The organism is Kitasatospora sp. NPDC048298 (assembly GCF_043201465.1).
GTDB lineage: Bacteria > Actinomycetota > Actinomycetes > Streptomycetales > Streptomycetaceae > Kitasatospora.
Map to the genome: position 1 here is coordinate 61,764 of NZ_JBICYZ010000038.1, position 10,737 is coordinate 72,500.

The 10,737-nt window shown below is 74.4% G+C and carries 11 protein-coding genes; 7 read left to right on the plus strand and 4 right to left on the minus strand.

All coding sequences use genetic code 11. The features are described from left to right. Positions 1 to 17 precede the first annotated feature (17 nt). A complete protein-coding gene (locus tag ACGF0D_RS26180; protein ID WP_392920208.1) occupies positions 18 to 1,247 on the minus strand; it encodes an MFS transporter in 1,230 nt (409 codons plus the stop codon). A gap of 78 nt (positions 1,248 to 1,325) precedes the next feature. Between ACGF0D_RS26180 and ACGF0D_RS26185 the strand changes: the two genes are divergently transcribed. Both ACGF0D_RS26185 and ACGF0D_RS26190 read left to right on the plus strand, forming a co-directional pair. After that, positions 1,326 to 1,688, plus strand: coding sequence for a MerR family transcriptional regulator (locus ACGF0D_RS26185; protein WP_392920211.1), 363 nt, complete (start codon positions 1,326 to 1,328; stop codon positions 1,686 to 1,688). A 70-nt stretch (positions 1,689 to 1,758) separates the two neighbouring features. Further along, on the plus strand, positions 1,759 to 2,643 hold the full coding sequence (locus ACGF0D_RS26190) for an alpha/beta fold hydrolase (RefSeq protein WP_392920213.1): 885 nt from the start codon (positions 1,759 to 1,761) through the stop codon (positions 2,641 to 2,643). 184 nt (positions 2,644 to 2,827) lie between these two features. Here the strand turns inward: ACGF0D_RS26190 and ACGF0D_RS26195 are convergent, their stop codons facing one another. After that, the gene (locus tag ACGF0D_RS26195) at positions 2,828 to 4,318 is read right to left on the minus strand and encodes an MFS transporter (protein ID WP_392920216.1); all 1,491 of its coding nucleotides are present in this window, start codon (positions 4,316 to 4,318) and stop codon (positions 2,828 to 2,830) included. Positions 4,319 to 4,420: 102 nt separating this feature from the next. On the opposite strand from ACGF0D_RS26195, the gene ACGF0D_RS26200 reads away from it, so the two are divergent. Then, entirely contained in the window at positions 4,421 to 5,365 is a 945-nt protein-coding gene (locus ACGF0D_RS26200; protein WP_392920219.1) for a helix-turn-helix transcriptional regulator, read from the plus strand. Between the two features lie 34 nt (positions 5,366 to 5,399). On the opposite strand, the gene ACGF0D_RS26205 is transcribed toward ACGF0D_RS26200, so the two are convergent. Both ACGF0D_RS26205 and ACGF0D_RS26210 read right to left on the minus strand, forming a co-directional pair. Further along, positions 5,400 to 5,786: a hypothetical protein gene (locus ACGF0D_RS26205; protein WP_392920222.1), complete on the minus strand. Its 387-nt coding sequence runs from the start codon at positions 5,784 to 5,786 to the stop codon at positions 5,400 to 5,402. Continuing rightward, positions 5,783 to 6,373, minus strand: a complete 591-nt coding sequence (locus ACGF0D_RS26210) for a hypothetical protein (protein ID WP_392920225.1) — start codon at positions 6,371 to 6,373, stop codon at positions 5,783 to 5,785. The genes ACGF0D_RS26205 and ACGF0D_RS26210 overlap by 4 nt, the downstream gene beginning before the upstream one ends. A gap of 135 nt (positions 6,374 to 6,508) precedes the next feature. Between ACGF0D_RS26210 and ACGF0D_RS26215 the strand changes: the two genes are divergently transcribed. The 4 genes from ACGF0D_RS26215 to dusB all read left to right on the plus strand — a co-directional run bounded on the left by ACGF0D_RS26215 (position 6,509) and on the right by dusB (position 10,510). Next, a complete protein-coding gene (locus ACGF0D_RS26215) occupies positions 6,509 to 7,723 on the plus strand; it encodes a histidine kinase (protein ID WP_392869791.1) in 1,215 nt (404 codons plus the stop codon). After that, positions 7,711 to 8,355 carry a response regulator gene (locus tag ACGF0D_RS26220; RefSeq protein WP_392869789.1) on the plus strand — a complete coding sequence of 215 codons (645 nt, stop codon included), beginning with the start codon at positions 7,711 to 7,713 and terminating at the stop codon, positions 8,353 to 8,355. The genes ACGF0D_RS26215 and ACGF0D_RS26220 overlap by 13 nt, the downstream gene beginning before the upstream one ends. A 2-nt stretch (positions 8,356 to 8,357) precedes the next feature. Next, positions 8,358 to 9,254 (plus strand): DUF4097 family beta strand repeat-containing protein, encoded by an 897-nt coding sequence (locus ACGF0D_RS26225; protein ID WP_392920228.1) that lies wholly within the window; start codon positions 8,358 to 8,360, stop codon positions 9,252 to 9,254. Positions 9,255 to 9,340: 86 nt separating this feature from the next. Next, entirely contained in the window at positions 9,341 to 10,510 is a 1,170-nt protein-coding gene (gene dusB / locus ACGF0D_RS26230; RefSeq protein ID WP_392869785.1) for a tRNA dihydrouridine synthase DusB, read from the plus strand. Positions 10,511 to 10,737: the final 227 nt, after the last annotated feature.

Genomic DNA, 10,737 nt, shown 5'->3' on the forward strand with positions numbered 1-10,737 from the left:
AGGAACGTGCGTCGATTTCACACGGAAGAGTGCTCATGCCGCGCCGGGAAGGCGTGGCGCCGTCCGCCGAGGGTGACGGCCAGTGCGGCGGCCAGCAGGACGAGGGCGGACCAGGGCAGGGCCGTCGGGCCGGCGTGGTCGAGGAGGAGGCCGCCGGCCAGGCCGCCGACCGCGATGCCGAGGTTCCAGCAGGTGACGAGCAGCGACTGGGCGATGTCCCCGGCCGGCCCGGCCGCGTCGGCGACGGCGGTCTGGAGGAGGGTGGCGGCGCCGCCGAAGCCGAGGCCCCAGAGCGCGGCGGCCGCGTAGACGGGCCAGCCGGCCGAGCCGAGCAGGGCGGCGGCGAGGAGCAGCGCGGCGACGGCGAGGAGGACGGAGGCGGCGATGGTCAGCGGGCGCAGGTAGCGGTCGATCAGGGCGCCGGTGCCGAGGATGCTCGCCAGCGAGGACAGCCCGATGACGAGCAGGACGGTGTCCGTCCGGCCGTCGAGCCCCAGCGGTGCGAGCAGCGCGGCGACGTACGTGTAGAGGATGTTGTGGGCGAGCACGAAGGTCGCCGTGACGGCCAGCACGGCGGCGACGCCCGGCGTCCGCAGCACCCGTCGGACCGGAGTCCGGGCCCGGTCGGTCCGGTCGGCCCGGCCGGGCGGTTCCGGCAGTACGAACAGCATCCAGCCGGTCAGCGCCAGGGCGATCGCGCTCATCAGCCCGAAGGTGGCCCGCCAGCCCACCAGGCTTGCCAGCACGGTGCCGGCGGGCACGCCCACCGACAGGGCGACCGTCGAGCCGGTCATGGCGACGGCCATCGCCCGCCCGCGCTGCTCCGGGGCGACGATGCCCCGGGCGTACCCGGCCAGCAACGCCCAGAGCAGCCCGGCGACCAGGCCGGCCGCGAACCGGGCGGCCATGGTGAGCGGATAGCTCGGCGAGACGGCGGTGACGGCGTTGGCCGCGGCGAAGCCTCCGACGGCGACCAGCAGCAGGGGCTTGCGCGGCAGGCGGCCGGTGACGGCGGTCAGCGGGACGGCGGCCGCGATGGAGCCGACCGCGTAGAGCGTGACGGACTGCCCCGCGGCGGACTGGCCGACGCCGAGGTCGGCACTCATCGCGGGCAGCACCCCGGCGGGCAGGGCCTCGGTCATGATCGTGACGAATCCGCCGGCGCTCATGGCCAGCAGCGCGGGCCAGGGCAGCCTCGGTGCCGCGGCCACCGGCCGCGCGGGGGCGTGGAGTTCAGGAGTGGGCATGGGCCCGATCGTTTATCGTTGACATCCGTGTCAAGGTCCAGCCGGGAGGGTGCCGGCCCGGGGTGAGGATGGTCACACATGCGCATCGGTGAACTCGCCCGGCGGGCGGAGACCACTCCGCGCCTGCTGCGCTACTACGAGCAGCAGGGGCTGATCACGCCGCGCCGCGAGGCGAACGGCTACCGCGCTTACGACGAGTACCTCGTGGACCGGGTGCTGCAGATCCGCGGGCTGTTGGACGCGGGGCTGCCGACCCGGATCATCAAGCAGATCCTGCCCTGCCTGGACACCCCGCGGACGATCCACTTCGCCGACGCCACGGCGGAGATGCTCACCACCCTGGAGACCGAGACGGACCGGATGACCCGCCGGATCCTGTGCCTGACGCGCAACCGGGACGCCATCCGGGAGTACCTGGACGTGGTCAAGAGCCTCTCCTGAACCCTCCTGAACCGGCCGTCGGAACCGCCGTTTGACCTTGCCACCGGTGTCAGCGTTGGACGCTGTCCTCATGACCGACACGAACGACATGAACGACACCAACGACACCAACGACACGAACCACGCGACTGACGCGACCGGCACGACCGGCTCCGCGATCCGCCACACCGCCTTCGGTGACGGCACCCCGATCGTCCTGATCCACGGCTACACCGTCGACCACCGCGTCCTGCTCCCGCTCGAACCCGCCTTCGCCGACCGGCCCGGCTGGCGTCGCCTCTACCTCGACCTCCCCGGCCACGGCAGCAGCCCCCGGCTGCCGGGCCCGGCCTCGGCGAGCGCCCTGGCCGAGGCCGTCTCCGGGTGGATCGAGGAGCAGGTCGGCCGCCGCCCCTTCGCCGTGGTCGGCCAGTCCTTCGGCGGCCAGCTGGCCCGGGCGGTGACCGCGCGGTTCGGCGAGCAGGTGCTGGGCTCGGCGCTGTTGGTGCCGGTGGTGCGCTGGGGCGCCGACCGGTCGCTGCCCGAGGAGTCCGTGGTCGAACGCGACGAGGACCTCCTCGCCCGCCTCCCGGCCGCCGGCCGCGAGCTGTTCCGGTACGTCATGGCCCGCCACACCGAGGCGAGTTGGGAGCTCTTCGAGCGCTACGTCCGGCCCGGCTGGGAGACGCACGACCGGGCGGCCGCCGCCGAACTCGAAGCCGACTTCCTGCTGCCGCACTGGCCCGAGCACCGGGCCCCGCAGCACCGCGGCCACCACCTGCTGGTCACCACCCGGCAGGACGCCCTGGTCGGCTGGCGCGACCAGCTCGCCCTGCTCGACCACTACCCCCGGATGGCCGCCGCCGTCCTCGACGGCGTCGGCCACAACCCCCAGGTCGAGGCCGCCGGAGCCGTCCGCACCCTGTTCGGCCACTGGCTCGACCGGCTCGGCCCCCACCGAAGCCCGCGCCACTGAGACCCGCGCCGCCGGGAAAGCAGCCGGGAAAGCCACCGGGAACGGCCACCGGGCAGCCGAGGGAACGCCGACGGCCCCGCGACCGGTCGTCCCGGTCACGAGGCCGTTCGCCGAGCCGTCGCCGATGCCGCCCCCGCCCCCGCCGCAGCCCGGAGCCCGCAGCCCGGACCCCGGACGCCCGGGGTCACCCGATGGAGCGGGGAAGCCGGGTGGTCAGGTACAGGACGGTGAAGGAGCCGAGGAGCTGGATGCCCAGGCACAGCGCGAGGGCCCGGTCCATGCCCAGGACGGGGGAGAGCGAGAGGTAGAGGGTGCCGAGGGTGGCGACGCCCAGGGCGAGGCTGGACTGCTGGCCGGTGGCGAGGACACCGCTGCCGACGCCGGCCCGGGCGGCCGGCACCTTGGCGAGGACGACCCGGAACAGCGGGGTGCCGATCAGGCCCTGCCCGATGCCGGCGAGGGCGACGCCCGGGGCCATCCGGAGCGGGGAGAAGTGCGCCCAGTCGGTCAGGACGGTCAGGGCGAGGGTGCCGAGGCCGGTGGCCTGGACGACGGCGCCCGCGCTGAGCACCCGGCTGCCCCAGCGGCCGATCAGCCGCGGGCCGGCGAGTGAGGCGGAGAAGTAGCCGACCGCCATCGGGACGAGCGCCCAGCCGGCCGCGACCGGTCCGAGCCGGAGGCCCTGCTGGAGGGCGACCGCGATGACGAACATGAAGCCGCCGAAGCCCGCGAAGTAGGGCAGCGCGATGCCGAGGCCGCGCCGCATCTCCGGGATGCGCAGCAGGGACGGCGGCACCAGCGGGGTGTCCCCGCGCCGCTCGGCGCGGCGCTCGACGACGCCGAAGGCGACGGCGAGGACGGGGAACAGCGCCAGCAGCACCCAGGACCAGAGCGGCCAGCCGGCGGCCCGGCCCTCCATCAGCGGGATGAGCAGGGAGAGCAGGGTGGCGGTGAGCAGGACGGTGCCGGGGACGTCGACCCGGGCGGCCGTGGCGGCCCTGTTCTCCGGGACGTAGCGGACCGCGAGCACCACGGCGAGCAGCGCGAACGGCACGTTCAACAGGAACACCGAGCGCCAGCCGGTGCCGAACAGGTCGGCGGCGACCAGCATCCCGCCGAGCACCTGCCCGATCACCACCGAGATCCCGCCGACGGCGCCGTAGACGCTGAGCGCGCGGCCGCGCCGGGCGCCCTCGGTGGCGGCGGTGATGGTGCCGAGCACCTGCGGGATCAGCAGCGCGGCCGAGGCGCCCTGGGCGGCCCGGGCGGCGACCAGGGACCACGCGCCGGGGGCGAGGCCGCAGGCCAGCGAGGTGAGGGCGAAGGCGATGGCGCCGACGACGAAGAGCCGGCGGCGGCCGTAGTTGTCGCCGAGGCGCCCGCCGAGGACGAGCAGCACGGCGAAGGCGATGCCGTAGCCGGCGGCGACCAGTTCGAGGACGGCGGGCCCGGCGGCCAGGTCGTGGTCGATGGTGGGCAGGGCGACGTTGACGATGAAGAAGTCGAGCATCGGTAGGAAGGCGCCGAGCAGCACGGTGACCAGCCCCGCGGTGCCGAGGGTGGCGGCGGGTCCGGCGGGTCCGGTGGAACCGGGCGAGGTGGTACGGGCGGCCGCGGTGCCCGGGGTGGTGGCGGTGCGGGCCGATGCGGGGGCGACGGCGAGTTGTTGGGTCACGGGTCATACGATCCGTCGCTCCGTACCCTGGTACCAGAGTGTGGTTATCCAGGTATAAGAAGTACCTGGCAACAGGCTGACGGCTGGCGCATGCTGGGGAGCATGAGTCTCGCCACGCCTCCCGCGCAAGCCCGCACCGGTCCGGCCGGCCCCGCGCGAGCCCGCACCGGTTCGACCGGTTCGACCGGTTCAGCCGGTCCGGCCGGTCCGGGCCCGGCCGGACCCGACGACGCCCGCCGCCACGAGCTGGCCGGGTTCCTGCGCAGCCGCCGCGAGCGCCTGGCGCCCGAGCAGGTGGGCCTGCCGATGACCGGCCGCCGCCGGACGCCGGGGCTGCGCCGGGAGGAGGTCGCGCAGCTCGCCGCGGTCGGGGTGACCTGGTACACGTGGCTGGAACAGGGACGGGACATCCAGGTGTCCACCCAGGTGCTGGACTCGGTGGCCCGGGCGCTGCTGCTGGATCCGAGCGAGCGCGCCCACCTGTTCACCCTGGCCGGCGCGGAGGACCCGGCGCCGGTGCGGGACTGCCCCTCGGTGACCCCGGGCGTACGGCTGCTGCTGGAGCAGCTGGCGCCGTTCCCCGCCATGGTGGTCAACTCCCGCTACGACGTGCTGGCGTACAACGCCCAGTACACCGCGATCGTCGGCGATCTCGACGAACTGGCCCCCGCGGACCGGAACCTGATGTGGATGGCGTTCACGCCCTCGCAGTTCCGCGAGGTGCTGGTGGACTACCGCACCGAGCGCCTCGGCATCGTGGCCCGGTTCCGCTCGGCGATGGCCGACCACGGCTCGGAGCCGGCCTGGAAGGCGCTGCTGGCCCGGATGCTCAAGGCCTCGCCGGAGTTCGCGGAGCTCTGGCAGCGGCACGACGTGATGCGGCCGGGCAACGGGATCAAGCGCTTCCAGGTGCCGGGCGTCGGCCTGTTGCGCTGTGAGTACACCAACTTCTGGCTCAGCCCGCAGCTGGGGACACGGATGATCACGTACACCCCGCTGGACGACGAGACCCGCGCGCTGATGGACCTGCTGCCCACCCGCGCCTGACCGGCCCACCCGTGCCTGGCCGGCCCACCCGCGCCTAGGCCCGCAGCGCCGCGTCCCGCCCGAGCCACAGGCACACCGCGGCCAGCGGCAGTTCGATGCACGTGGCCATGGCCAGCGCGGCGAGCACCGCGTGGCCCGGCCCGGCGCAGGCGATGTCGGCCAGCGCGTCCCCGGTGAGCAGCAGGGCCACCGCCGCGCCCGCCCAGAGCGCGGCGGGGCTGCGCCGGCGCAGCAGCGCGTCCAGCGAGAGCAGGGCGGCGAACTCGGTGAGGTCGAGCACGACCCACGGGGTCTCGTGGCAGACGGCGAGGACCGCCAGCCAGGGCAGCAGTGCGACGGCCGCCAGGACCGGAAGCCGGGCGAAGCGCGCGGGCAGGACGTACGAGGAGGCGGGGCGGGCGGCGAGGACGGCGGTGGTCACGCGGCACCCCGGCCCCGGCCCAGGCCCCGCACCCGCTCCAGCGGCAGCCGCTCGGCCGTCCCGCCCGCCGGGTGTTCGACCCGTACCGCGTCGAACGGCCCCTCGGCCCAGGCGATCCAGAACCGCCCGGCCACCGTGACCACCTCGGCCGTCGACCGCACCCTGCGGAACGGTCGCCGCCCGGTGAACTCCACCGCGGGCGCCGCACCGTCGGCGGCCAGCCGGCCCCAGGCCAGCACGTGCCGGCTCCGCCCGGCGGACGGGCAGTGCCGGGCACCGCGCAGCAGCTGCGGGGTGAGCCGGGCGGCGACCAGGACGTCGGTCAACTCCCCGTGCTGGTACAGCTCCAGCGCGGCCCGGCCGCGTCCTGACCGCACGCTGCGGACCGACCACGGCCCGGCCCCGGCCGGCAGCGTGCCATCCGCCGCCGACATCGACTCCCCTTCCGGCAGCACCCCCTCGGGCAGCACCCCCTCGGGCAGCGCCGCCTCCGGCAGCGCCCCGTCCGCCGCCGGTGCTCCGGAAGCGCCCCCGGGGCCGGGCCGCCCGTGCGGCGGAGTGGCGGAGTGCGATGCAGTGCTCGTCATGCCCTCAAGCCTTCCGCCGGGACCCCCGTCCTGTCGGTAGTGCCCCACACCGAATCGGGGGTGTACCTAGCTACACCCTCACCCGGAACCCCCCTTCATGGTGGCCCGTGATCACGGAGCCCTACGCTGTCCGGCATGCCCTCCACCACGTTGCGCCGAGCGCTCGTCAGGAGCCTCCGGCGCCCACCGTGGTCGCCCGAGGCCTGGCGGGACGTCCGCTTCATCGCCGCCGGAATACCCATGGCGTTGCCGGTCTGGCTGGCCGTCACCGAGTCGAGCCTGCTCTTCCTGCTGCTCGCCGCCGTCCTGCTCTGCTCCCGCCCGCTGACCGCCCTCCAGCGCGGCCGGCTGCGCGCCCTGCGGGGGGTGGAGGTGCCGCCGCTGCGCCCGCCGACGGGGCGTCAGGTCTGGCTGCTGGGGATGACCTGGCGCCAGGCCCTGCACCACCTGGTGGCCGGGCCGCTGCTCGCGGCGGGCGCGCTGGCGGTGCTGTACGCCTGGGCGGCCGCCGTGGTGCTGGCCACCGTGTACGGCTGGATCTGGTTGCTGCCGGCCGGCACCGCGCTGCGCGCCGGCCTGGCCGGGGAGGACGTCCTGCTCACCCTCGGCGGGGTGGTGCTGCTGGCGGTGCTGCCCCCGGTGGGGACGCGACTGGCCTGGCTGGAGGTGTGGGTGGCCCGGCGGCTGCTCGGCCCGGACCGGGCGGAGGCGCTGGAGCGGCGGGTCGAGGAGATCGCCGAAAGCCGGGCCGGGCTGGTCGACGCGGTGGACGCCGAGCGCCGCCGGATCGAGCGCGACCTGCACGACGGCGCCCAGCAGCGGCTCACCTCCCTCGCGATGAACCTGGGCCTGGCCCGGCGCACCCTCAAGGACGTGCCGCCCGAGCTGATGCAGGTGATCGTCGACGCGCACGAGGAGGCCCAGGCGGCCATCGACGAGCTGCGCGACCTGGTCCGCGGCCTGCACCCCGCCGTCCTGGAGGACCGCGGCCTGGACGCGGCGCTGTCCGGCGTCGCCGCCCGCGCCCCGCTGCCGGTGCGCCTGGACGTCGACCTCTCCGAGCAGGTCGCCCCCACCGTCGAGGCGGTCGCCTACTTCACCGTCTCCGAGGCGCTCACCAACGTGGCCAAGCACGCCAGGGCGAACCGCGTCGACCTCTCGGTGCGGACGGCCGACGGCCGGCTGCGCCTGGTCATCAGCGACGACGGCGTGGGCGGCGCGGACGCCTCGCGCGGCACCGGGCTCACCGGTCTGCGCAAGCGCGCCGCCTCGGTCGACGGCACGCTGTCCGTTCTCAGCCCCCTCGGGGGCCCCACCACCATCACCGTGGAGTTGCCGTGCGCGCTGTGATCGCCGAGGACTCGGTCCTGCTGAGGGTCGGCCTGGTCAAGGTCCTGGAGGCGGTGGGCTTCGAGGTCGTGGCCGCCGTCGGGGACGCCGTGGAACTGCTGGCCGCCGTCGAGGAGCACCGCCCGAAGGTGGTGGTGGCCGACGTCCGGATGCCTCCGGGGTTCCACGACGAGGGGGTGAAGGCGGCGATGGTGATCCGCCGACAGTGGCCGGACACCGCCGTCCTGCTGCTCTCCCAGTTCGTGGAGGAGCGCTACGCCGCGGACCTGCTGGCGACCAACACCAGCGGCGTCGGCTACCTGCTCAAGCAGCGGGTGGCCAATGTGGACGACTTCGTGGACGCGCTCCAGCGCGTCGCCGAGGGCGGCACCGCGCTGGACCCGGAGGTGGTCGCCCAGCTGTTGGTGCGCCGCCACCGGGACCCGTTGGAGAAGCTGACCCCGCGCGAGCGCGACGTGCTCGCCCTGATGGCGGAGGGCCGTTCCAACGCGGCCATCGCGGCCTCGCTGGTGGTCAGTGACAGCGCGGTGGCCAAGCACATCAACTCGATCTTCACCAAGCTCGAACTCCCCCCGGCCGACGACAGCCACCGCCGGGTGATGGCGGTGCTGCGCTTCCTGGAGGTCGGGTAGCGGTGAAGGGGACGAGGGCCTGGCGGGCCGCCGGGACGGTCGTGGTCGTCCTGGTCATGATCGGCGCCGGACTGCAGACCTGGTCGATGGCGGTGCAGCAGCGCACCAGCACCAGCCGGCCGTACGACATGGCGATCCACCGGCTCCAGCTGGAGACCGGCAACGCGGCGGTCCGGGTGCGGGCCGGGCGGGAGGGTCACGTGGTGGTCCGGCAGAGCCTGGACTGGCTGGTGCGCAAGCCGGTGGTGTCCACCGTCTTCGACGACGGCGTGCTCACGGTCGGGCTGCGCTGCCGGCAGGTCCTGCCGTTCGCGGACTTCGGCTGCGGCGCCGAGATCGAGCTGGAGGTGCCGGCCGCGACCGAGGTGATCGGCTCGGTGGGCTCCGGCACCGTCCAGGTGGAGGGCCTGAGCGGGGACGTGCGGATGGAGCTGACCTCCGGCCAGCTGCTGCTCTCCGACACCTCCGGGAACGTGTCCGTGCACGCCACCTCCGGTCTGGTGCAGGGCGCCAACCTGAGTATCCGGCGGGTGACGGCGCGGGTCACCACGGGCTCGGTGCAGCTGGGCTTCGCGAAGGCCCCCCAGGAGGTGGACACCACGGCCACCTCCGGCTCGGTGGAGCTGGCCCTGCCGAAGGACAGCCGGTACTCCGTCTCCAGCGAGATCGGCAGCGGCAACGGCCGGATCGACCCGGCGCTGGCGGACCCCGCCGGCCCGAACCGGGTGCACGCCGCGGTCACCTCCGGGTCGATCACCATCGTCCCGGCGCCGTCGCGGTCGGAAGACCCGGGGCGGCCGGAGCCGACGGAACCGGCCGGGGCCTCCCCGGCGCGGCCCACCACCGCGCCCGAGCCCACCTCGGCGCCGGCGGCCGCCACGGCGCCGGCGGCCCCGTAGCGGGGCGCCCCGGAGCGGGCGGGGGCCGCTCACCCGGGTGGGGGACAATGGAGAGTCCCGTCCCCATCACCCGAGGTCAGCCGCGCATGACAGTCACGCCCGCACCCACCGCGCCCGACACCGAGTTCGCGCCGCTCGACATCGGCCCGATCCGGGTGTGGCCGCCCGTCGTGCTGGCGCCGATGGCCGGCATCACCAACGCGCCGTTCCGCACCCTGTGCCGGGAGCAGAGCGGCGGCCGGGGCCTGTACGTCTCGGAGATGATCACCACCCGGGCGCTGGTCGAGCGCAACGCCAAGACCATGCAGCTGATCAAGTTCGACCCGAGCGAGAAGCCCCGCTCGATCCAGCTGTACGGGGTGGACCCGGTGACCGTCGGCAAGGCCGCCCGGATGATCTCCGAGGAGGGCCTGGCCGACCACATCGACCTCAACTTCGGCTGCCCCGTCCCCAAGGTCACCCGCAAGGGCGGCGGCTCGGCGCTGCCGTACAAGCGCAACCTGCTGCGCGAGATCCTGCGCGAGGCCGTGGCCAACGCGGGCGACCTGCCGGTGACCATGAAGATGCGCAAGGGCATCGACGACGACCACCTCACCTACCTGGACGCCGGCCGGATCGGCGCCGAGGAGGGCGTGGCCGCGATCGCCCTGCACGGGCGCACCGCCGCCCAGCACTACGGCGGGACGGCCGACTGGTCGGCGATCGCCCGGCTGCGGGAGTCCGTCCCGGCGCACATCCCGGTGCTGGGCAACGGGGACATCTGGTCGGCCGACGACGCCCTGCGGATGATGCGCGAGACGGGCTGCGACGGCGTGGTGGTGGGCCGCGGCTGCCTGGGGCGGCCGTGGCTGTTCAAGGACCTGGTCGCGATCTTCGAGGGCGACGTGGACTACGCCCGCCCCGACTTCGGCTACGTGGCCGCGGCGATGGTGCGGCACGCGCAGCTGCTCGGCGAGTGGCTGGGCGACGAGGCGCGCGGCGTGATCGACTTCCGCAAGCACGTCGCCTGGTACACCAAGGGCTTCTCGGTCGGCTCCGAGCTGCGGGTGCGGCTCGCCGGCTCCTCCTCGCTGGCCGAACTGGCCGAAACCCTCTCCCAGGTGGAGCAGTCCCAGGGCTGGCCGGAGGGTGCGGACGGCCCGCGCGGGCGGACCAGCGGCAACAACCGGGTGGTCCTGCCCGAGGGCTGGTTGGACGATCCGTACGACTGCGCCCGACCGGGCGTCGACGCCGAATCGGACACATCCGGCGGGTGATCTGTACGGACCGGCGAAATCAGCCCCTCGGGGCCGATGGCCATCAGGTCCCAGCCCTCTTGTCCATCCTGGACAAGAGGGCTCCTTTTCGGCGTCCAGACATCACGGAGAGAGCACGTTTCTGGACGCAGTGCGACGATCGGCGCAGGGGTTCTACGTTCGACCCGTGAGATGCGCTGGTGACGCTTGCCACATACGGTGGGGACTGACGGCCGGTCAGTGGACGA

Bases quoted from the DNA above. Each gene is read 5' to 3' on its own strand.
- ACGF0D_RS26180 (WP_392920208.1), bottom strand. From the start codon at position 1,247: ATGCCCACTCCTGAACTCCACGCCCCCGCGCGGCCGGTGGCCGCGGCA.
- ACGF0D_RS26185 (WP_392920211.1), top strand. From the start codon at position 1,326: ATGCGCATCGGTGAACTCGCCCGGCGGGCGGAGACCACTCCGCGCCTG.
- ACGF0D_RS26190 (WP_392920213.1), top strand. From the start codon at position 1,759: ATGACCGACACGAACGACATGAACGACACCAACGACACCAACGACACG.
- ACGF0D_RS26200 (WP_392920219.1), top strand. From the start codon at position 4,421: ATGAGTCTCGCCACGCCTCCCGCGCAAGCCCGCACCGGTCCGGCCGGC.
- ACGF0D_RS26210 (WP_392920225.1), bottom strand. From the start codon at position 6,373: ATGACGAGCACTGCATCGCACTCCGCCACTCCGCCGCACGGGCGGCCC.
- ACGF0D_RS26215 (WP_392869791.1), top strand. From the start codon at position 6,509: ATGCCCTCCACCACGTTGCGCCGAGCGCTCGTCAGGAGCCTCCGGCGC.
- dusB (WP_392869785.1), top strand. From the start codon at position 9,341: ATGACAGTCACGCCCGCACCCACCGCGCCCGACACCGAGTTCGCGCCG.